Source organism: Pseudomonas sp. BIOMIG1BAC, assembly GCF_001705995.2.
In the GTDB taxonomy this organism is placed as follows: domain Bacteria; phylum Pseudomonadota; class Gammaproteobacteria; order Pseudomonadales; family Pseudomonadaceae; genus Aquipseudomonas; species Aquipseudomonas sessilinigenes.
In genome coordinates, this window is sequence record NZ_CP049045.1 from 3,726,249 (window position 1) to 3,745,403 (window position 19,155).

General features: G+C 67.0%; 22 protein-coding genes. 13 read left to right on the forward strand and 9 right to left on the reverse strand.

Annotation, left to right across the window (positions count from 1 at the left end; translation table 11 throughout):
* Positions 1-44: 44 nt before the first annotated feature.
* Both ATY02_RS17250 and ATY02_RS17255 read right to left on the reverse strand, forming a co-directional pair.
* Positions 45-482 (reverse strand): hypothetical protein, encoded by a 438-nt coding sequence (locus ATY02_RS17250; RefSeq protein ID WP_068588493.1) that lies wholly within the window; start codon positions 480-482, stop codon positions 45-47.
* 18 nt (positions 483-500) lie between these two features.
* Positions 501-1,691 (reverse strand): NnrS family protein, encoded by a 1,191-nt coding sequence (locus ATY02_RS17255; protein WP_068588490.1) that lies wholly within the window; start codon positions 1,689-1,691, stop codon positions 501-503.
* A gap of 489 nt (positions 1,692-2,180) precedes the next feature.
* On the opposite strand from ATY02_RS17255, the gene ATY02_RS17260 reads away from it, so the two are divergent.
* Together ATY02_RS17260 and ATY02_RS17265 are read left to right on the forward strand one after the other, a co-directional pair.
* Entirely contained in the window at positions 2,181-2,864 is a 684-nt protein-coding gene (locus tag ATY02_RS17260; RefSeq protein WP_068588483.1) for a Crp/Fnr family transcriptional regulator, read from the forward strand.
* Positions 2,861-3,052: a hypothetical protein gene (locus ATY02_RS17265; RefSeq protein ID WP_068588480.1), complete on the forward strand. Its 192-nt coding sequence runs from the start codon at positions 2,861-2,863 to the stop codon at positions 3,050-3,052. Before ATY02_RS17260 ends, ATY02_RS17265 begins: the two co-directional genes overlap by 4 nt.
* 20 nt (positions 3,053-3,072) lie before the next feature.
* Here ATY02_RS17265 and ATY02_RS17270 read toward each other — a convergent pair whose 3' ends face one another.
* From ATY02_RS17270 to ATY02_RS17295, 6 genes are all read right to left on the reverse strand, one after another.
* Positions 3,073-4,911, reverse strand: a complete 1,839-nt coding sequence (locus tag ATY02_RS17270) for a nitric oxide reductase activation protein NorD (RefSeq protein WP_068588479.1) — start codon at positions 4,909-4,911, stop codon at positions 3,073-3,075.
* Positions 4,912-4,989: 78 nt separating this feature from the next.
* The gene (locus ATY02_RS17275; protein WP_053129261.1) at positions 4,990-6,417 is read right to left on the reverse strand and encodes a cbb3-type cytochrome c oxidase subunit I; all 1,428 of its coding nucleotides are present in this window, start codon (positions 6,415-6,417) and stop codon (positions 4,990-4,992) included.
* A gap of 3 nt (positions 6,418-6,420) precedes the next feature.
* Positions 6,421-6,861 (reverse strand): c-type cytochrome, encoded by a 441-nt coding sequence (locus tag ATY02_RS17280; RefSeq protein ID WP_053129258.1) that lies wholly within the window; start codon positions 6,859-6,861, stop codon positions 6,421-6,423.
* Positions 6,862-6,951: 90 nt separating this feature from the next.
* Positions 6,952-7,194: a cytochrome C oxidase subunit IV family protein gene (locus ATY02_RS17285; RefSeq protein WP_068588477.1), complete on the reverse strand. Its 243-nt coding sequence runs from the start codon at positions 7,192-7,194 to the stop codon at positions 6,952-6,954.
* Positions 7,195-7,204: 10 nt separating this feature from the next.
* Complete coding sequence (locus ATY02_RS17290; RefSeq protein WP_068588475.1) at positions 7,205-7,777, reverse strand: cytochrome c oxidase subunit 3; 573 nt, start codon at positions 7,775-7,777, stop codon at positions 7,205-7,207.
* Positions 7,761-8,555 (reverse strand): CbbQ/NirQ/NorQ/GpvN family protein, encoded by a 795-nt coding sequence (locus tag ATY02_RS17295; protein WP_068588473.1) that lies wholly within the window; start codon positions 8,553-8,555, stop codon positions 7,761-7,763. The genes ATY02_RS17290 and ATY02_RS17295 overlap by 17 nt, the downstream gene beginning before the upstream one ends.
* Before the next feature lie 314 nt (positions 8,556-8,869).
* Here ATY02_RS17295 and nirS point away from each other — a divergent pair, with 314 nt between their 5' ends.
* From nirS to ATY02_RS17350, 11 genes are all read left to right on the forward strand, one after another.
* On the forward strand, positions 8,870-10,438 hold the full coding sequence (gene nirS / locus ATY02_RS17300) for a nitrite reductase (protein ID WP_225926586.1): 1,569 nt from the start codon (positions 8,870-8,872) through the stop codon (positions 10,436-10,438).
* A 24-nt stretch (positions 10,439-10,462) separates the two neighbouring features.
* Positions 10,463-10,777, forward strand: coding sequence for a c-type cytochrome (locus tag ATY02_RS17305; RefSeq protein WP_068588466.1), 315 nt, complete (start codon positions 10,463-10,465; stop codon positions 10,775-10,777).
* 19 nt (positions 10,778-10,796) lie between these two features.
* Positions 10,797-11,120, forward strand: coding sequence for a c-type cytochrome (locus tag ATY02_RS17310; RefSeq protein ID WP_068588463.1), 324 nt, complete (start codon positions 10,797-10,799; stop codon positions 11,118-11,120).
* On the forward strand, positions 11,117-12,295 hold the full coding sequence (locus ATY02_RS17315) for a cytochrome D1 domain-containing protein (RefSeq protein ID WP_068588460.1): 1,179 nt from the start codon (positions 11,117-11,119) through the stop codon (positions 12,293-12,295). Before ATY02_RS17310 ends, ATY02_RS17315 begins: the two co-directional genes overlap by 4 nt.
* 1 nt (position 12,296) lies before the next feature.
* Positions 12,297-12,755: an Lrp/AsnC family transcriptional regulator gene (locus tag ATY02_RS17320; RefSeq protein WP_068588457.1), complete on the forward strand. Its 459-nt coding sequence runs from the start codon at positions 12,297-12,299 to the stop codon at positions 12,753-12,755.
* Positions 12,752-13,258, forward strand: coding sequence for an Lrp/AsnC family transcriptional regulator (locus ATY02_RS17325; RefSeq protein WP_068588454.1), 507 nt, complete (start codon positions 12,752-12,754; stop codon positions 13,256-13,258). The genes ATY02_RS17320 and ATY02_RS17325 overlap by 4 nt, the downstream gene beginning before the upstream one ends.
* Positions 13,251-13,694: an Lrp/AsnC family transcriptional regulator gene (locus tag ATY02_RS17330; protein WP_068588451.1), complete on the forward strand. Its 444-nt coding sequence runs from the start codon at positions 13,251-13,253 to the stop codon at positions 13,692-13,694. The genes ATY02_RS17325 and ATY02_RS17330 overlap by 8 nt, the downstream gene beginning before the upstream one ends.
* On the forward strand, positions 13,669-14,172 hold the full coding sequence (locus ATY02_RS17335) for an Lrp/AsnC family transcriptional regulator (RefSeq protein ID WP_068588448.1): 504 nt from the start codon (positions 13,669-13,671) through the stop codon (positions 14,170-14,172). The genes ATY02_RS17330 and ATY02_RS17335 overlap by 26 nt, the downstream gene beginning before the upstream one ends.
* 15 nt (positions 14,173-14,187) lie before the next feature.
* Entirely contained in the window at positions 14,188-15,366 is a 1,179-nt protein-coding gene (gene nirJ, locus ATY02_RS17340) for a heme d1 biosynthesis radical SAM protein NirJ (RefSeq protein WP_068588446.1), read from the forward strand.
* A gap of 69 nt (positions 15,367-15,435) precedes the next feature.
* Complete coding sequence (cobA, locus tag ATY02_RS17345) at positions 15,436-16,266, forward strand: uroporphyrinogen-III C-methyltransferase (protein WP_068588443.1); 831 nt, start codon at positions 15,436-15,438, stop codon at positions 16,264-16,266.
* Positions 16,263-17,750 carry a nitrite reductase gene (locus ATY02_RS17350; protein ID WP_068588440.1) on the forward strand — a complete coding sequence of 496 codons (1,488 nt, stop codon included), beginning with the start codon at positions 16,263-16,265 and terminating at the stop codon, positions 17,748-17,750. Before cobA ends, ATY02_RS17350 begins: the two co-directional genes overlap by 4 nt.
* A gap of 24 nt (positions 17,751-17,774) precedes the next feature.
* Here ATY02_RS17350 and ATY02_RS17355 read toward each other — a convergent pair whose 3' ends face one another.
* Entirely contained in the window at positions 17,775-19,118 is a 1,344-nt protein-coding gene (locus tag ATY02_RS17355; protein WP_068588437.1) for a coproporphyrinogen III oxidase, read from the reverse strand.
* Positions 19,119-19,155 lie beyond the last annotated feature (37 nt).

Genomic DNA, 19,155 nt, shown 5'->3' on the forward strand with positions numbered 1-19,155 from the left:
CGGACCGGCCCGTTCCCTGGTGGAAACGAGCCGGTCCGCGCCGGTCAATGCCAATAGAACATGGCCTTGGCCAGGATCACGATCAATACCATGTGCCCAAGGATGCTGCGGCGGATGCCCAGCGCCCGGCCCTCGCTCAGGCGTCCGCTAAGTAGCCAGAACGCCAGCAGGAGATAGTGGCCAATGATGCTCAGGGCCAGGACGATCTTCAGCCCCAGCAAGCTGGCGAAGGTGCTGCCCAGCGGGTGCGCCAGGGCCAGGCGATGGTGCCAGGCCAGGCCGATTCCAGCGCCATAGAGCAACACCACCACGCCATGCAGGACCTTGCGCGAGCGCACCGACAGCGCCTGGTCGACCCCGGCCAGGGCCGCGGCCGGCACCTGGCGGCGTACCGCCGGCCAGATGAGCAGCTCGAAGAACAGCGTGCCGATGAACGCGATGGCCGCCAGCAGGTGGATCAGCAACAGATAGGGATAGAACATCCTGGACTCTCCTGAACCTTAACCTGGGTGGCCGTCGACCCGTGGCTGCAGCAGCATCGGCCCGTAGCGCCAGGCATACAGGGCGAAGGCCAGGGCCCAGCACGCGCCCGCCAGCCACAACCCGGCCTGGGGCAGCCAGGGCACCAGCAGCACCCGACAGACACCCGCCAGGTTGATCAGGATAAAGGCCTGGGTCATCCCCGCCGGTGGCTGCAACGGCCGCCCGGTATGGCCGAGGCTGACCCGGGCGATCATCGCCAGGATCAACCCGGCCATGGCGCCGATGGTCAGGCAGTGCACCGCCAGGCTCGGGTTCAGCGCCACCCCGCCATGCCACAGGGCCATGCCCAGGCAGGCCAGCGCCAGCCAGGCATAGGCCAGGTGCAGCGACCACAGCAGCGGTACCTGCCACAGGCCGCGATCATGCCAGCGCCACAGGCGTACCAGGTGCCCGAGCGCCAGGAAGGCGAACAACAGGCCCAGCCAGGGGCTCGGGGCCAGGGCCAGCCCAGCGGCATACAGCAGCGCCACCAGGGCCGAACCGCCCAGCAACAGCCAGTCCAGCCAGGGCCAGGGCGCCACCGCCTCGGCCCGCCCCAGCCCGCGCTGGGTGAAGAACGGAATCACCCGGCCACCGATCAGGCCCATGATCGCCGCCACCAGCCAGATACCGGCCAGCACCGCCTGGCGCTGCCAGCCCTCATCGCCACGCACCAGGCCGCACACCGCCAGGCCGTCCACCGCCGTCAGCAACAACAGGACCAGCACCAGCGGATAGTTGCGCTGCTGGCGCACCCGCCACAGGGTCCGCGCCATGACCAGCGCCACCAGCAATGGAAAACCCAGTTCCAGCAGCGCCAGCAGCGGCCAGGGCAGGTTCGCCAGCCAGGCCATCCGCGCCGCCAGCCACAACAGCGCCAGGCCCGCCAGCGGCTTGCCGGACAGGCCCGGCTGGCCGGTCCAGGTCTGCACCGCGGTGAGCAGGAACCCGGCGATGATCGCCAGGCCGAAACCGAATACCAGCTCGTGGCGGTGCCAGGCCAGCCAGCCGCCCGCGGGCTGCCAACTGCCCAGCACGCCCTGCAGCGCCGCCAGCCACAGCGGTACCGCCAGCAGCGCGAGGACGCAGCCGGCGAGGAACATCGGACGGAACGCCAGGCGCAACAACGGCGCTACGGCCAGGGCCTTACGGCGATCAAGTACTTGCATCAAGCCACTCCTTACCTTGTTGCCGGTGCTATCCACGGCGAAGCGAATCCCGGCGTCACCTTCTGCCATTCGCCGACCGTCGCCGCTGCGCCACATCAACGAAGCAGTCGATGAGCTGGTCGACGACAGCCGCAACCTGGCTGTCCAGACGGGTAGTGCAAGGGTCGTGCCCTGTGCCCGGGCGCGGCTGGCCGGCACCCTGGCGCCCATCGCAGGGTAAAAACAACCCGATCATGGTTATTAGAACCCTGATCATCAGGGTCATTTAAACCCTGCCGTCATTCAGGCCCAGGATTTGCGGGCGCCCGGGCCTGGTCCGGGTCTTGCTCGGCAAAGCTGTCCCGCGTTCCTGGAGTTCCCATGAAAAACATCGTCCAGCCCCTGGCTTGGTTCTGCATCCTCAGCGCCCTTGTGGCGGCCGCCAGCGGTATTTCCCTGAGCCTGGTCTGAACCCGTTCCCTGCCCTTTCCTACACGAGGATCAATAGCCATGGTGCTTCACCGAGTCCACCACCAGATCTTGCGCAGCCATCACCTGTTCGAGCCCTTGAACGACGAGCAGCTTGACGAGCTGATGGCCACCAGCCAACTGCTCAGCGTCGACAAGGGCGAGCCGCTGTTCCACCAGGGCGAAGTGGCCGATGCGTTCTATTTCGTCATTGCCGGGGCGGTGAAGATCTACCGCCTGACCCCGGACGGCCAGGAGAAGGTCTTCGAGGTGATTGGCCCGCGCCAGACCTTCGCCGAAGCGATGATGCTGATGGACACCCCCAACTACGTGGCCTCGGCCGAGGCCGTCGGCCCCGCGCAACTGTACCGGCTGTCCAATGCCACCTATATCCGCCTGCTGCAAAGCAACAGCCGGCTGACCTTCGCCCTGCTGGGCAAGCTCTGCGTACGCCTGCACCAGCGGGTCAACGAGATCGAGACGCTGTCGCTGAAAAACGCCACCCACCGGGTGGTGCGCTACCTGCTCACCCAGCTGATGCAGGCCCAGCCCGTGGAGCGCCAGTTCGAGCTGCCGATGGCCAAGCAACTGATCGCCGGGCACCTGGCGATCCAGCCCGAGACCTTCTCGCGGATCATCCGGCGCCTGATCGACGACAAGATCATCAGCCAGGACGGCCGGCGCATCGTCATTCTCGACCGGCCACGGCTGGAGCAATTCGAATGAGCCTCCAGGTGCAATGCCTGTACTGCCAGCAGGACAATCCGCCCGGGGCCGACCACTGCCAGCACTGCGGCATGCCGCTGCCGGCCAGGGCGGCCCAGGCCGGGGCACGCCGGCAGAAGCGCTTCATGGGGTTCTGTATCGCCCTGACGCTGTTCTGCCTGGCGATGGTGCTGTGGTTGCCGCGCTAGGCATCGCCCTCGACCCGGCCTCAGGGCTGGGTCAATTGGCGGTACAGCTGCGGCAGGCGCAGGGGTAGCTGCTCGGGCTGGTGGATCAGGCTGTAGCCGTGGCTGCCGAACATGTACGGCAGATAGGCCCCGGCCTCGCGATCGATGGTGATGCAGAACGGCGTGAGCCCCTGGCGCCGGGCTTCGCGCAGCGCCTCACGGGTGTCTTCGACGCCATAGCGCCCTTCGTACAGATCCAGGTCGTTGGGCTTGCCATCGGTGAGCAGCAACAGCAGCTTGCGCTGGTGCTTGCGCCCTTGCAGCAGGCGCGTGGCCTGGCGGATCGCCGCGCCCATGCGGGTGTAGTAGCCGGGCCTGAGGCTCTGGATCTTGCCCCGGATACGGTCGTCGTAGGCCTGGTCGAAACCCTTGAGTTCCTGCAGTCGTACCTGCTGGCGGCGCAGCGAGGAGAAACCGTACAAGGCGAAATCGTCGCGGAGCAGCGACAAAGTCTCGCCGAACAGCAGCAGGCTGTCGCGGATCACCTCGATCACCCGGTGCTGGTCGTTCAGGTGCGCATCGGTGGACATCGACACATCCGCCAGCAGCAGGCACGCCAGGTCGCGCTGGGTCTGGCGCCGCTCCAGGAACAAACCGCGCGCGGCGCTGCGCCCGTGCTGGCGCTCGACGTGGAAGTCCAGCCAGGCTTGCAGGTCCAGCTCGCTGCCCTGGGATTGCTGGCGCAGCCATTGGCGACGGTCGCGCAACTGCTCGAACTGCCGGCGCAAGCGCCGGGCCGGGGCCTGCAGATGGCCCGGCAGCGCTTGCGGTTGGCAATCCCGTGGCTCGAACAGCTGCAGGTTGACGAAGTCCTCCCGCAGCCGGCCCTGGCGATAGTCCCACTCGGGCAGCTTGATGCCCTCGCCCAGGGGCAGGTCGTCGATGTCCGCCGGTGGCAGGTCCAGGTGCAACTTGAGGCCGCCACCCTTGCGGATCCGCGTGCGCGACAGGGTCAGGTGGTCGAGGTCCTCGGCGACCCGGGCGGCGTCGGGGTCCTGGCTGTCATCCTCCCAGCGGTCGAGCTCGACGTGTTCGGTCCAACTGAACAGGTTCTCCAGGCGCACGATCAGCAGGCCGCCCTTGGCCGGCGCGTCATCGATGCGCGTGGCCCGCTTGCGCCCGCCCTGCTGCTCACCGGCACTGGCCGGCAGTGGGCTGTCGTCCTGCTCGAAGTCCGCCGCCTGCGGGCTGCAAAGGTGCAGCGGCGGATACAGCCACAGGGGCAGCGGCCAGGCGGCCCGTTCACTACGGGGAAACTCACGGACACTGCCCGGCTCGCGCAGGGCCCGGCACAGGGCGCGCTCCAGGGCTGCCTCGTCCGGTCGCAGCGTGGCCGGGTCGGGGCGCAACTGCAGGTGCGCCTCCACCAGGCGCCGGTAGCGCCTGGCCAGCCCCGGATAGGCCTGCAGCAATGCCTGGGTCCAGCGCTGGTTGTCCCGCCCCCAGTGGCGCATGGGGCCGGCCTGGGCCGCCAGCAACACCAGCCAGCGGTAGAGTTCCGCATTCAGTTGGGGATCGGGAAACACCGCCAGGCTGGCCGGCAAGCGCAGGTGTTGTTCGTCGCAACAGGCCAGGGGCGCTTGCCGGCACGTCCCGGCGATCTGCTGCAGCAGGCTGCGGCGCAGCAACAGGTCGCGCTCGCTGGCCGCCTCGAGGTTCTTGCCGGGCGCACCGCCCATGGCCCGATACAGCACGGCCAGGGCCCGCTGCCGGGACGCCAGCTCGACCCGTGCCTCGGGAAAATCGCTACTGGCCCGGCGAGTGATGAAGCGATGCCAGACGCTGCCGACCCATTCTTCCAGTTCAACCGTGAAGGCCATTGCGGCACCTCCTCTGAACACCAGGAAGCGGCCCGCCGTGCTGGCCGGGCCGCGTTTTTTTTCAAGCGCCAGCCAGCCTCAGGACGCGACCACCGGGGCCGGTGCGGCCAGGGCGGCGCGACCCCGCTGGCGAAAGCTCAGCAGGTAGCAGATCAGTCCGGCCATGAAGCCCACGCCACTGGCCAGGCGCGCCCAGAACAGGCCACGCAGGTGCTCGGTGGTGGACATGAACGGCAAGGCGCTGCCGTCTTCGGCCCAGCGTTGCAGCAGTACCTGGACCACGCCGGCAGCGGTGAGCAGCAAGGTGATCATCACCATCGACAGGGTCATCAGCCAGAAGCCCCAGATTTCCAGGGTCTGCGCACGCTCGTCAGGCGCCTCGCCCAGACCGCGCAAACGCGGCATGGCGTAGCTGATCAGGGTCATGACGATCATCGCGTAGGCCCCGTAGAACGACAGGTGACCGTGGGCCGCAGTCAGTTGCGTGCCGTGGGTGTAGTAGTTGACCGGCGCCAGGGTGTGCAGGAAGCCCCAGACCCCGGCACCGAAGAACGCGGTGACCGTGGTGCCCTTGGCCCACAGCGTGGCGGCGCGGTTGGGGTGTTGGCGCCGACGGTTGCGCACCATGGTGAAGGCGAACATCACCATGGCCAGGAACGGCAGCGGTTCCAGGGCCGAGAAGATCGAGCCGACCCACAACCAGACCTCGGGCGCGCCGATCCAGAAGAAGTGGTGGCCGGTGCCGATGATGCCGCTGATCAGCGCCATGGCGATGATCACGTACAGCCACTTCTCCACCACCTCGCGGTCGACGCCAGTGATCTTGATCAGCACGAAGGCCAGCATCGACCCCATGATCAATTCCCACACACCTTCCACCCAGAGGTGCACCACCCACCACCAGTAGAACTTGTCACGGGCCAGGTTGCCGGGGTTGTAGAAGGAGAACAGGAAGAACACCGCCAGGCCGATCAGGCCGGTCATCATCACCATGCTGACGGTGGTCTTGCGACCCTTGAGCAGGGTCATGCCGATGTTGTAGAGGAAACCCAGGCACACCAGCACGATGCCCAGCTTGGTGATGGTCGGCTGCTCCAGGAACTCCCGGCCCATGGTCGGCAGCAGTTCGTTGTGGGTCAGCCGGGCCAGGCCCGCATAGGGCACCAGCAGGTAGCCGAGGATGGTCAGCACCCCGGCCACGGCGAACACCCAGAACAGCACGATCGCCAGTTTCGGACTGTGCAGTTCACGGTCGGCCTCTTCCGGCACCAGGTAGTAGGCCGCGCCCATGAAGCCGAACAGCAGCCAGACGATCAGCAGGTTGGTGTGGACCATGCGCGCCACGTTGAACGGGATGGTGGGGAACAGGAAGTCGCCGACCACGTATTGCAGGCCCATGATCAGGCCGAACAGCACCTGGCCGAGGAACAGCATCAGGGCGAATACGAAGTAGGGTTTGGCCACGGCCTGCGAGGCGAATTTCAGATGTGGATTGGCAATGCTCATCACTCAGCCCTCCTTGTTGGGCGGCCAGCCGTTGGTGTCGATGTTCGAGCTCCACTTGAGGAATTCGGCGATATCGTCGACCTCTTGCTCGCTCAGGTGGAACTGCGGCATGGCGCGGCGCCCGGGCACGCCCAAAGGCTGCATCTTCATCCAGGCCTGCATGAAGGGCTTGAACCCCTCCTCGCCGCCACGGCGCTTGTAGACGTTGCCCAGCTCCGGCGCGAAGTACGCGCCCTCGCCCAGCAGCGTGTGGCAGCCGACGCAGTTGTTCTGCTCCCAGACCGTCTTGCCGCGCACCACTGCCTCGGTCAGCTGCGCCTGATTGCTACGTTTGGGAAAGGTCTGCTCGGTGTGATAGGTCAAGGCCAGGAATATCAGGAAGAAGAACACGCTTCCCCCGAAATAGATGTTCCTGGCCATGCCCTTGGTGAAGGTCTCTGACATGGTCGCGTCCTCTTTGCTTGGCGTGGCCATGATAGAAAGCGCGAGGTCCGAAACCGCTTGATGGCAATCAAGAAAGACTGATTGTTTTACTCAGGCTTTGCCCGACAGGTGCGACACCAGGCCCACCAGGGCCAGCACCACCAGGGCCCAGGCCAGCAGAGGCAAGCGCCAGCGCCAGGGGCTGTGGCGCAACTCCATGAAACCCTCGGTGATCAGCCAGGCCTTGGCCACCGCCAGGGCCATGACCCACCCGCCCTGGCCCAGCAGCACGGTGCCCAGGCTGAGCACGGCCAGGGCCAGCCCGCACAGCAGCAGGATGCGTGAAGCCGTCATGGGGTTCTCCTCAATCCAGGATGTAGACCAGCGGGAACAGCACTACCCACACCAGGTCCACCATGTGCCAATACAGCACCCCGGATTCGAAGCCGCTGCCGGCTAGCGGGGCCCGGGTGCAGGCGCGGTACGCCAGCCAGGCGAGGATCGCCATGCCCGGCAGCACATGCAGGAAGTGAAAGCCGGTGAGCAGCCAGTACAGGGTGAAGAAGGTGTCGTGCTCCAACCCCAGGCCCAGGCCCGCCAAGTGCCGGTACTCGCCGAGCTTGAGCCAAAGGTAGACGCCAGCCACGCAGCAGGCCAGGCCCAGCAGGCAGGCCGCCCGCCGAGGCCGGAGCTCGCGCAGTTGCTCCAGGGCCAGCGCCGCCAGCAGCCCGGCCCCCAGCAGGCTCAGGGTCATGGCCAGGCCGGTGGAGGTATCGAGCAAGGCGCGGCCGCTGGCGAACAGTGGCGGCTTGAGTTGCGCAGTCACGGCGAACGCCAGGATCAGCAAGGCGAACACCGACAGCTCGACCAGGATGAACAGCCACATTGCCAGGTCCCCCGGCAAGCGGCGTGCCCTCGTTTCAGGGGAAGTGCACATCGACCACGTCCATCAGCGCCGCCACGGTCACCGGGTCGTCGCTCAGTGGCTCGGCCAGGCAGGCCAGGCACGCCTGGCGCGGGTCCATGCCGGCGCCGATCAGGCGCGCGGTGAAGATCAGCAAGCGGGTCGAGGCCACCTCCTCCAGGTCGTGCTGGTCGAGCCGGCGCAGGGCCTGGCCGAGCTTGACCACCTGGCTGGCCAGGGCCGCATCGACCCCGGCCTCGCGGCGGACGATGCGTTCCTCCTGCGCGGCGTCCGGGTAACCCAGGCGCATGGCCACGAAGCGCTGGCGGGTGCTGGGCTTCATGCCCTTGAGCAGGTTCTGGTAGCCGGGGTTATAGGACACCACCAGCATGAACGACGGCGGCGCCTTGAGCACTTCGCCGGTGCGTTCCAAAAACAGCTCGCGGCGATCGTCGGCCAAAGGGTGCAGTACCACCACGGTGTCCTGGCGCGCCTCCACCACTTCGTCGAGGTAGCAGATGCCGCCCTCGCGCACCGCCCGGGTCAGCGGGCCGTCCTGCCACCAGGTGCCCTGGGCACCGATCAGGTGCCGGCCCACCAGGTCGGCGGCGCTCAGGTCGTCGTGGCAGGCCACGGTGTGCAGCGGCAGCTGCAAGCGCTGGGCCATGTGCTGGACGAAGCGCGTCTTGCCACAGCCGGTGGGGCCCTTGATCAGCACCGGCAGGCCGTGGCGCCAGGCTTGCTCGAACAGGGCCGGTTCATTGCCCTGGGCCTGGTAGAAGGGTTCGCAGCGGGGTTCAGAGAGGTCCATGGGATACCTGGATGACGACGGGTTCGCGATCACGCTAAGAGCCCCTGCGACAACCTGGCAAGCGTCGTGGCGCGCAAACTTGATCGCGATCAAGCGAGTCGGGCCCTGCTCCGGCATAGCCTTGGCGACACCAAGAACCTGCGCTCTGTCCTGGCCCCCAGCACATCGCAAAGGTCACGCCTGAGGAGAGAAGGATGCTGATCAGTAATCGAAAAACCTTTGCCCTGTCCGTCGCCAGCCTGTGTTCGGCCCTGGCGCTGACCCTTCCCGCCAACGCCGCCGAGCCCAAGGGCCCGGGGGCAGCGCAACCGGCCATGGTCACCAGCGCCGGGGCGCCGGACATGAGCCAGGCCGACTTCGACGCCGCCAAGGAGATCTACTTCCAGCGCTGCGCCGGTTGCCACGGCGTACTGCGCAAGGGTGCCACCGGCAAGCCCCTGACGCCGGACATCACCCAGGCCCGAGGCCAGGCCTACCTCGAAGCGCTGATCACCTACGGCTCGCCGGCGGGCATGCCCAACTGGGGCACCTCCAACGCCCTGACCAAGGCGCAGATCACCACCATGGCCAACTTCATCCAGCACACCCCGCCCACCCCGCCGGAATGGGGCATGGCCGAGACCCGCAACACCTGGAAGCTGCTGGTCAAGCCCGAGGATCGCCCGACCCGGCAGATGAACACCCTCAACCTGCAGAACCTGTTCTCGGTGACCCTGCGCGACGACGGCAAGATCGCCCTGGTGGACGGCGACAGCAAGCAGATCGTCAAGCTCATCGAAACCGGCTATGCCGTGCACATTTCGCGGATCTCGGCGTCCGGACGCTACTTGCTGGTGATCGGCCGCGATGCGCGCATCGACATGATCGACCTGTGGCCCAAGGAGCCGACCAAGGTCGCGGAGATCAAGGTGGGCATCGAGGCACGCTCGGTGGAGACCTCCAAGTTCAAGGGCTACGAGGACAAGTACGCCATCGCCGGCTCCTATTGGCCACCGCAGTTCACCATCATGGATGGCCAGACCCTGGAGCCCAAGCAGATCGTCTCGACCCGGGGCATGACCGTCGACAAGCAGGAATACCACCCCGAGCCACGGGTGGCGGCGATCATCGCCTCCCACGAATGGCCGGAGTTCATCGTCAACGTCAAGGAAACCGGCAAGGTCATGCTGGTCAACTACGAAGACATCAAGAACCTCACCATCACCAGCATCGATGCCGCGCCGTTCCTGCATGACGGCGGCTGGGACAGCAGCCACCGCTACTTCATGACGGCGGCCAACAACTCCAACAAGGTGGCGGTGATCGACTCCAAGGAGCGTCGCCTGACCGCCCTGGTGGACGTGGGCAAGACCCCGCACCCGGGCCGTGGCGCCAACTTCGACCATCCGCAGTTCGGCCCGGTGTGGGCCACCAGCCACCTGGGCGATGCCGGCATCTCGATGATCGGCACCGACCCGGCCAAGCACCCGCAATACGCCTGGAAACAGGTGGGATCGCTCAAGGGCCAGGGCGGCGGCTCGCTGTTCATCAAGACCCACCCCGCGTCCCGCCACCTGTATGTGGACACCACCCTCAACCCCGACGCCAAGCTCAGCCAGTCGGTGGCGGTGTTCGACATCGACAAGCTCGACGCCGGCTACAAGGTGCTGCCGATCGCCGAATACTCCGGCATCAAGCAAGGCGCCCTGCGGGTAGTGCAGCCTGAATACAACAAGGCCGGCGACGAGGTCTGGTTCTCGGTGTGGAACGGCCAGACCGAGGAGTCGGCGCTGGTGGTGATCGACGACAAGACCCTGGCCGTCAAGCAGGTGATCAAGGACCAGCGGCTGATCACCCCCACCGGCAAGTTCAATGTCTACAACACCCAGAACGACATTTATTGAGTTTTATCAACGCAAGGAATCGCCATGAAAAATACTCTGCTTTCACTCTTCGTCCTGAGCGCTGCGTTGAACCTGCAAACCGCCTTGGCCGACGACGGCCTGGCCCTGTTCCAGAGCAAGTCCTGCGTGGCCTGCCATAGCGTGGACAGCAAGCTGGTGGGGCCTGCGCTCAAGGAGGTAGCGGCCAAGAATGCCGGGGTCGCCGGTGCGGCCCAGACCCTGGCCGGGCATATCAAGAACGGCACCCAGGGCAACTGGGGACCGATCCCGATGCCGGCCAACGCGGTCAGCGAAGAAGAAGCGGCGCAGCTGGCCAAGTGGGTCCTGAGCCTGAAATGAAACCAACCAGGAGGGCGTCATGAACAGCTACCCCCGCGCAGTGATCCTGGCGACCCTCCTGCTTTGCCCTCCTCTTCACGCCGCGCCTGACGCCCAGCGCCAGGCGCAGCTGCAACACCTGCTGGAACAGGACTGCGGCGCCTGCCATGGCCTGCACCTGACCGGCGGCCTGGGCCCGGAACTGACCCCCGCCGCCCTGGCCGGCAAACCCCGCGACGGCCTGGTCGCCACCGTGCGCCTGGGTCGCCCCGGCACCGCCATGCCGCCCTGGGAGCCGCTACTGAGCGCCGAGGACATCGGCTGGCTGGTCGATCATCTCTTGCAAGGAACCTCTCAACCATGATCCGTCCCCTGATGCTCGGCGCGGCGTGCGCCCTGCTGTTGTCCGCCTGTGCCCAGGCCCCGCTGCGTGGCAGTGGCGACCTGGGCCTGGTGGTGGAGCGCGCCACCGGTAGCGTGCAGATCGTCGAGAGCAGCCAGGGCCGGGCCCTGGCCCGTATTGAAGGGCTGGGCGACCTGTCCCACGCCTCGGCGGTGTTTTCCCGCGACCAGCGCTACGCCTATGTGTTCGGCCGCGACGGCGGCCTGACCCAGGTCGACCTGCTCGAACAGCGCATCGCCCGGCGGGTGATCCAGGGCGGCAACAGCATCGGCGGTGCCATCAGCCAGGACGGGCGCCTGATCGCGGTGTCCAACTATGTGCCGGGTGGGGTCAAGGTGTTCGACGCCGCCACCCTGGAGCTTGTGGCCGATATCCCCGCCACCCTGCTGGCCGACGGCAAGAAACGCTCGCGAGTGGTGGGCCTGGTGGATGCCCCGGGCCAGCGTTTCGTGTTCAGCCTGTTCGACACCGGCGAGATCTGGAGCGCCGACTTCAGCCAGGGCAACACGCCACGCATCACGCGCTACACCGGCATCGGCCAGCAGCCCTACGATGCGCTGATCACCACTGACGGCCGCTATTACATGGCCGGCCTGTTCGGTGAGGACGGCATGGCCCAGCTCGACCTCTGGCACCCGGAACGCGGGGTCAAGCGAGTGCTTGGGGACTATGGCCGTGGCCAGGAAAAACTGCCGGTGTACAAGATGCCCCACCTGGAAGGCTGGGCCGTAGCGGGCGACCAGGCGTTCGTTCCCGCCGTGGGCCGCCACCAGGTACTGGTGATGGATGCGCGCAGTTGGCAACAGAGCGCCGCCATCGCCGTGGCCGGCCAGCCGGTGTTCGTTACCGCGCGCCCCGATGGCCGCCAGCTGTGGGTCAACTTCGCCTACCCGGACAACGACCGGGTGCAGGTGATCGACAGCCAGAGCCACCAGATCGTCGCCGACCTGCGGCCTGGGCCCGGGGTGCTGCATATGGAGTTCACCGCCCGTGGCGACCAGTTATGGCTATCGGTGCGCGATGGCGACCAGTTGCAAATCTGGGACCCCTATCGCCTCAAGCTGCGGCACAGCCTGCCGGCCGCCGCGCCCAGCGGGATTTTCTTCAGCAGCCGCGCCCAGCAGATGGGGTACTGACATGCCCCTCGACCCCCTGGAAAAACGCCTGATCGAACGCTTCCAGCACGGCATGCCGGTGTGCGCCGAGCCGTACCTGGAAATGGCCCAGGCCCTGGATTGCAGCCAGGAGCAGGTGATCGCCTGCCTGCAGCGGATGGCCGAGCACGGGCGCCTGTCGCGCATCGGCCCGGTGTTCGAGCACCGCCGCGCCGGGGCCAGCACCCTGGCCGCCCTGGCGGTGCCCCAGGAGCGCCTGCAGCAAGTGGCCGAGCGCATCAACCACTACCCCGAGGTCAATCACAACTACGCCCGCGAGCACCACTACAACCTGTGGTTCGTGCTCACCGGGCCGGACCGGGCGCACCTGCAGAGCGTCCTCACCGAATTGCAGGCCGACACCGGCCTGGTCCCCCTGGACTTGCCGATGCTCACGGCCTATCGCATCGACCTGGGTTTCGCCCTGGGAGACGCCCCATGAACGCCGCCCTCGATGCCAGCCAGGCCCTGGCCCTGCGCCGCCTGCTGGAGACCGGCCTGCCGTTGGAGGCCCGCCCCTACCAAGCCCTGGCCCGGCAGATCGGCGCCGAAGAGCGCCAGGTGCTGGCCCAGGTCGAACAATGGCAGCACCAGGGGCTGTTTCGCCGCCTGGGCCTGGTGCTCAACCACCGCGCCCTGGGTTTCACCGCCAACGCCATGCTGGTGCTGGACATTCCTGACGCGCTGATCGATGAAGTCGGCCAGCGCCTGAGCGGCGAGTCGGCGGTGAGCCTGTGCTACCAGCGGCCGCGGCGCCTGCCGCAATGGCGCTACAACCTGTTCTGCATGATCCACGGCCGCCAGCGCCAACGGGTCGAGGCGCAGATCCACGACCTGCTGCAGCGCCATTTACTCAGCGACCTGCCCCACCAGGTGCTGTTCAGCACCCAGGCCTTCAAGCAGTGCGGCGGGCGCTTCGCCCCGGGGGCGGTGAGCCATGGATGAACTGGATCGGCGCCTGGTCAACCGCCTGCAACTGGGCCTGCCGCTGGTGCCCGAGCCCTGGCAGGTATTGGCCCGGGAACTGGGCAGCGACAGCCAGGTCCTGCGCCAGCGCGTGCAGTGCCTGCTGGACGACGGCACCCTGACCCGCTTCGGCCCGATGTTCGATATCGAGCGCCTGGGCGGCGCCTTCACCCTGGCGGCGCTGCGCGTGCCTGAGGACCGCTTCGAGGCGGTCGCGGCGCTGCTGGAGGCCATGCCCGAGGTGGCCCACAACTACCGTCGCGAACATGCCTGGAACATGTGGTTCGTGCTCGGTTGCGCCAGCGAGCGCGAGCTGCGCCAGACCCTGCGGCGCATCGAGCAGGACAGCGGCCTTGCCGTGCTCAACCTGCCCAAGGAGGAGACCTACCATGTCGGCCTGTACTTCCCGGTCTGAACGCGCGCTGGAGCTGCGCCTGGTGGCCCTGACCCAGGCCGGCCTGCCCCTGGTGGACGATCCCTGGGGCTGGCTGGCCGAGCAGTTGCAACTGAGCCGCGACGCAACCCTGGAGCTGCTCCAGCGCCTGCAGGCCGAGGGCGCCATCCGCCGCATCGCCGCGGTGCCCAACCACTATCGCCTGGGTTATCGCTTCAACGGCATGACCGTCTGGGACGTCGACGACGAGCACATGCCGCGCCTGGGCCAACTGATCGGCGCCCAGCCCTTCGTCAGCCATTGCTACCGGCGTCCGCGCCGTGAGCAGTGGCGCTACAACCTGTTCGCCATGGTCCACGGCCGCAGCGCCATGGAGATCGACAGCTATCGCGAGCACCTGCGTTATCTGCTGAGAGAGGCCTGTCGGGCCGACGAGATGCTGGTCAGCAGCCGCATCCTGAAGAAGACCGGCCTGCGTCTGCACGCCCAGCAGCACTGAGACAAGGAGAGTTGCATGTTGAGGATCAGCCATTACCTGCGCGTCCTGGCCGGCCAGGCGCCGCCCCCCCGCACCAGCGCACCGGGCAGCAGCCGCCCGCCGGTGGTGATCTGGAACCTGCTGCGCCGGTGCAACCTGACCTGCAAGCACTGCTACGCCACCTCGGCCGACAGCGTGTTCCGCGACGAGCTCGACACTCCGGCAGCCTTGCAGGTGATCGACGATTTGGCCGAGGCCGGGGTCAAGGTGCTGATTCTCTCCGGCGGCGAACCGCTGCTGCGCGACGATCTGTTCCAGCTCAGCGCCCACGCCCGGGCCCATGGCATGTTCGTTGCGCTGTCGAGCAACGGCACGCTGATCGACGAGAGCAATATCGAGCAAGTGAGCGCCGCCGATTTCGACTATGTGGGCATCAGCATCGACGGCCTGCAGGACACCCACGACAGCTTTCGCCAGCTCAAGGGCAGCTTCGCCCGCTCGCTCAAGGCCATGCGCCTGTGTCGCGAGCGAGGCATCCGCGTGGGCATGCGCACCACCCTGACCCGCGACAACTACCCGCAACTGCCCGAGCTGCTGGCCCTGATGCGCGACCTGGACGTACAGAAGTTCTACCTCTCGCACCTCAACTACAGTGGCCGGGGCAAGCGCAGCCGAGGCCTCGATGCCCACCTGCAGATGAGCCGCGAAGCCATGGCAATGCTGTTCGACCGGGCCTGGGAGGACATCGTCCAGGGCCGTGACAGCGACTTCGTCAGCGGCAACAACGACGCCGACGCCATCCTCCTGCTGCACTGGACCCGGCACCACCTTCCCGGGCAGTACCCACAGCTGGAACAGATGCTCCGGGCCTGGGGCGGCAATGCCTCGGGCAGCGGCATCGCCAACATCGACAACACCGGCGAAGTGCACCCCGACACCTACTGGTGGCAACACTCGGTGGGCAACGTACGGCGCACGCCATTTCGCACCCTGTGGCTGGAGCAACCCGACGCCCTGCTGCGCCAGTTGCGCCAGCATCCACGTGCCGTCACCGGGCGTTGCGCCAGCTGCCGCTGGCTTCAGATCTGCAACGGCAATACCCGTACCCGCGCCTGGGCCGCTGGCGACCTCTGGGGCCAGGACCCGGGCTGCCACCTGAGCGATGAAGAAATCGGCCTGCCCCCGCTCGCCCGCATTCCCTGCGTCACCTGTTGAGAACCTGGCCCGGCAAGCGTCGATACAGGCGCAGCTGGCCACCCTGATGATGGATCAAGGATCGCCCACATGCATTCAGCCCTCACTCTACCTGCCGCCCTGCACTCGCCGTTCAACCCCGGGGAAGTCGCCCTGGTCGGCGCCGGGCCGGGCGATCCACGCCTGTTGACCCTGCGTGCCTGGAGCCTGCTGATGCAGGCCGATGCCGTGGTCCATGACCGGCTGATCAGCGCCGAGCTGCTGGCGCTGATTCCCAGCCGTTGCCAGCGCCACTACGTGGGCAAGAGCAGCGGCTACCACAGCCTGCCACAACCACGGATCAACCAGCTGCTGGCCGAGCTGGCCCAACAAGGGCTGAGGGTGGTGCGGCTCAAGGGCGGCGATCCGTTCATCTTCGGCCGTGGCGCCGAGGAACTGGACTACCTGCTGCAACAAGGCGTGGACTGCCAGGTGGTGCCGGGCATCACCGCCGCGGCCGGTTGCAGCGCCTATGCCGGGATCCCCCTGACCCATCGCGACCTGGTCAGCTCCTGTCGCTTCATCACGGGCCACCTGCAACGCGATGGCGCCCTCGACCTGCCCTGGCAGAGCCTGGCCGACAGCAGCCAGACCCTGGTGTTCTACATGGGGCTGGGCAACCTCGGGTTGATCACCGAGCGCCTGATGGCCGCCGGCTTGGCCGCCGATACCCCGGCGGCGTTGATCAGCCGGGGCACCTGCCGCGACCAGCAGGTCCTGCGTGGCCGCCTGGCGCAACTGCCGGCATTGGCCGGGCAATGCTCCCTGGCCACCCCGACGCTCACCGTGATCGGCAAGGTGGTCGGCTTGTTCGCCCAGCACAGCATGGAGCAACCTGCGCATTTCGCCGGCGCCGGGCTCGAACTGGAGCTGACGCCATGAGGGCCCTGTGGTTGCTGCCGCTGTTGTGGATCAGCCCGGCCCACGGCAGCCCGGCCCTCGACCAGGCCGCCCGGGATTACCAGCAGTATTGCCAGGCCTGCCACGCCGCCAACCGCTTCGGCGGCAGCGGGCCGGCGTTGCTGCCCGAGAGCCTGGGACGGATCAAGCCGGCCGAGATCCGCCAAGTGATCAGCACCGGCCGCCCGGCCAGCCAGATGGCGGGTTTCGCCCAGGTGCTGGGCCCGGAGCGCATCGACGCCCTGGCCACCTACCTGCAACAACCGCCGGCCACGCCGCCGACCTGGAGCGAGGAGCAGATCCGCGCCAGCCACCAGGTGCTCAACCCCATCGAGCAACTGCCCGCCACGCCCCAGCATGACGCCGACCCGTTGAACCTGTTCGTGGTGGTAGAAGCCGGCGACCACCACATCAGCATCCTCGATGGCGACCGCTTCACCGTGCTGGCGCGTTTCGCCACCCATTTCGCCGTGCACGGCGGGCCGAAGTTCTCCCCCGACGGGCGCTTCGTCTACCTGGCCTCCCGCGATGGCTGGGTCAGCCAGTACGACCTGCACAACCTCAAGCTGGTGGCCGAGGTGCGCGCCGGGCTCAACACCCGCAACCTGGCGGTGAGCAAGGATGGGCGCTGGGTGCTGGTGGGCAATTACCTGCCGGGCAACCTGGTGCTGCTGGACGCCCGCGACCTGACCCCGGTCAAGAGCATCGCCGCCGTCGGCCAGGACGGCACGCTGTCGCGGGTCAGCGCGGTGTACACCGCCCCGCCCCGGGACAGCTTCATCGTCGCGCTCAAGGACGTGAAGGAAGTCTGGGAGCTATCCAGCGCCGGCAGCAGCCCGGACTTCAGCCCACGGCGGATCCAGGCCCAGGACATGCTCGACGACTTTTCCTTTTCACCCGACTACCACCAGTTGCTGGCCACTTCGCGCCAGGCCCAGGGCGGCCAGGTGCTGGACCTGGACAGCGGCCGGGTGGTGGCCAACATCGCCCTGCCCGGCATGCCGCACCTGGGCTCGGGGACCTACTGGCAGCGCAACGGCGACTGGGTGTTCGCCACACCGAACATCAGCAAGGGCCTGGTCTCGGTGATCGACCTCAAGACCTGGAAGCTGATCAAGGAGATCCCGACCCTGGGCCCGGGCTTCTTCATGCGCAGCCATGCCAACTCGGCCTACGCCTGGACCGATGTGTTCTTCGGCCCGGACAACGACGCCATCCACCTGATCGACAAACAGACCCTGGAAATCGCCCACACCCTGCGCCCCGTGCCGGGCAAGACCGCCGCCCATGTGGAGTTCAGCCATGACGGCCGCTACCTGTTGCTGAGCATCTGGGCCAACGACGGCGCGTTGATCGTCTACGACAGCCAGACGCTGAAGGAGATCAAGCGCATTCCCATGAACAAGCCTTCGGGCAAGTACAACGTGGGCAACAAGATCGAGTTCGCCGAGGGCACCTCGCACTAGGTGCGCCGGGACGGGCCACGGCCTTCAGGAATGGGCGTCGTGGTCCTGCCATTGTTGATAGAGATCCACGGTAGGCCGCTCCAGTTGCTCGAACAGTTGGCAGATGCGGTCTACCTCCAGGCGTCCGGCGGGCAGGATGCTGATGAAATCCTCACTCAACTCCACCAGCCCGGCACGGGCCATGGTCTCCAGCTGGCGCCAGGCCTGGGCAAAGAACTGGCGGAAGATCAGGCCGTAGCGCTGCTCGATGGCCCGCACATCCAGCTCCAGGTCACAGGCGAGCCGTTCCGTTACCCATTGGCGGATCTGCGCTCCGGGCTCGCAGCGCCAACCGCGCCAGGTGGCCAGCTGGCCCTGTTGCAGTTGCTCCAGATAGTCTCCCAGCACCTCGGTATTCTGCGCATGCAAGCGTTCGAACTGGCTGACCGCCCCCAGGCCCAGGCCTATGTGGTCACAGTAGCCATGACGGGTGAATCCCCGATAGTTGCGGCTCAACTGGCCTCGTTCCTGGGCCAGGGCCAGGTCGTCGTCAGGACGTACGAACAGCCCCAGGCCGATGTGCAGGTAACCCGCTGCCGGCAGTTGTTCGAAACACAAGCGGCGCATCAGGGCCTTGTCGGCCGCGCTGCAAGCAGCCTGGTGGAGACTGCGCGGGTAGCGCGCCGGGGGTTGGGCGTAGTCGAAGACCTGCACGCGATCGGGCTCCAGCTCGATCAACGAGGTCAGCTTCAGGGCGAAGCTGGCCGGGGTCTGCCAGGCATGGCCATATCCCAGGTCGACGCTTACCGAGCGATAGCCGAAAGTGCGCGCCGCATCCAACAGCGACTGGATCGGTGCCGGGTCCTGGTAGCAGGCGGTGGAATGCTCGCAGGCGCACCCGCTATCGGGCACCCCGATGCTCACGTGATTGAAACCCTGTTCGCGCAGCAGTCCCATGCTCGCCCAGTCGGTGCCGGGTAGATCGACATCGACCCCATAGTCGCCCCCTTCGTAGGCCAGGAAGTTGAAACGCTTGTGCAACTGGGCCAGCAGTCGCTGCACAGGCACGGGATCGGGCGTGCCACCGGCCAGGTGAAATTGCTCGACGCGCTGGAAGCCGCCCAAGTGGCAGCCCACCAGGTCGATCTCCCGCAGCAGGGCGTCCAGATAGGCCGCCATGGGCTGCCCGGCGCCGCGCAGGGTGCCGGGCAATTGCAGGTTCAGCGCCAGGGGCCGTGGCTTGCGCCGATTGCCGCGCAGGGCCCGCAGTACATCCAGGGAGCCGATACCGGCGTGAAACCTGCTGATTTCAATCGGGCCGCTGGGGGCGAGCTGGTCGTGGTCACGTCGCTCGACCCGCTCGCCACGAGGGTGAATGACATCGAACATGACAAGGGCTCCGGGACCGGCTGTGGAACTTCAGTGT

What these genes read in the sequence shown, in the direction of transcription:
- ATY02_RS17250 (WP_068588493.1), bottom strand. Translation starts at nt 482, where the DNA reads ATGTTCTATCCCTATCTGTTGCTGATCCACCTGCTGGCGGCCATCGCG.
- ATY02_RS17255 (WP_068588490.1), bottom strand. Translation starts at nt 1,691, where the DNA reads ATGCAAGTACTTGATCGCCGTAAGGCCCTGGCCGTAGCGCCGTTGTTG.
- ATY02_RS17260 (WP_068588483.1), top strand. Translation starts at nt 2,181, where the DNA reads ATGGTGCTTCACCGAGTCCACCACCAGATCTTGCGCAGCCATCACCTG.
- ATY02_RS17265 (WP_068588480.1), top strand. Translation starts at nt 2,861, where the DNA reads ATGAGCCTCCAGGTGCAATGCCTGTACTGCCAGCAGGACAATCCGCCC.
- ATY02_RS17270 (WP_068588479.1), bottom strand. Translation starts at nt 4,911, where the DNA reads ATGGCCTTCACGGTTGAACTGGAAGAATGGGTCGGCAGCGTCTGGCAT.
- ATY02_RS17275 (WP_053129261.1), bottom strand. Translation starts at nt 6,417, where the DNA reads ATGAGCATTGCCAATCCACATCTGAAATTCGCCTCGCAGGCCGTGGCC.
- ATY02_RS17280 (WP_053129258.1), bottom strand. Translation starts at nt 6,861, where the DNA reads ATGTCAGAGACCTTCACCAAGGGCATGGCCAGGAACATCTATTTCGGG.
- ATY02_RS17285 (WP_068588477.1), bottom strand. Translation starts at nt 7,194, where the DNA reads ATGACGGCTTCACGCATCCTGCTGCTGTGCGGGCTGGCCCTGGCCGTG.
- ATY02_RS17290 (WP_068588475.1), bottom strand. Translation starts at nt 7,777, where the DNA reads ATGTGCACTTCCCCTGAAACGAGGGCACGCCGCTTGCCGGGGGACCTG.
- ATY02_RS17295 (WP_068588473.1), bottom strand. Translation starts at nt 8,555, where the DNA reads ATGGACCTCTCTGAACCCCGCTGCGAACCCTTCTACCAGGCCCAGGGC.
- nirS (WP_225926586.1), top strand. Translation starts at nt 8,870, where the DNA reads ATGGTCACCAGCGCCGGGGCGCCGGACATGAGCCAGGCCGACTTCGAC.
- ATY02_RS17305 (WP_068588466.1), top strand. Translation starts at nt 10,463, where the DNA reads ATGAAAAATACTCTGCTTTCACTCTTCGTCCTGAGCGCTGCGTTGAAC.
- ATY02_RS17310 (WP_068588463.1), top strand. Translation starts at nt 10,797, where the DNA reads ATGAACAGCTACCCCCGCGCAGTGATCCTGGCGACCCTCCTGCTTTGC.
- ATY02_RS17315 (WP_068588460.1), top strand. Translation starts at nt 11,117, where the DNA reads ATGATCCGTCCCCTGATGCTCGGCGCGGCGTGCGCCCTGCTGTTGTCC.
- ATY02_RS17320 (WP_068588457.1), top strand. Translation starts at nt 12,297, where the DNA reads ATGCCCCTCGACCCCCTGGAAAAACGCCTGATCGAACGCTTCCAGCAC.
- ATY02_RS17325 (WP_068588454.1), top strand. Translation starts at nt 12,752, where the DNA reads ATGAACGCCGCCCTCGATGCCAGCCAGGCCCTGGCCCTGCGCCGCCTG.
- ATY02_RS17330 (WP_068588451.1), top strand. Translation starts at nt 13,251, where the DNA reads ATGGATGAACTGGATCGGCGCCTGGTCAACCGCCTGCAACTGGGCCTG.
- ATY02_RS17335 (WP_068588448.1), top strand. Translation starts at nt 13,669, where the DNA reads ATGTCGGCCTGTACTTCCCGGTCTGAACGCGCGCTGGAGCTGCGCCTG.
- nirJ (WP_068588446.1), top strand. Translation starts at nt 14,188, where the DNA reads ATGTTGAGGATCAGCCATTACCTGCGCGTCCTGGCCGGCCAGGCGCCG.
- cobA (WP_068588443.1), top strand. Translation starts at nt 15,436, where the DNA reads ATGCATTCAGCCCTCACTCTACCTGCCGCCCTGCACTCGCCGTTCAAC.
- ATY02_RS17350 (WP_068588440.1), top strand. Translation starts at nt 16,263, where the DNA reads ATGAGGGCCCTGTGGTTGCTGCCGCTGTTGTGGATCAGCCCGGCCCAC.
- ATY02_RS17355 (WP_068588437.1), bottom strand. Translation starts at nt 19,118, where the DNA reads ATGTTCGATGTCATTCACCCTCGTGGCGAGCGGGTCGAGCGACGTGAC.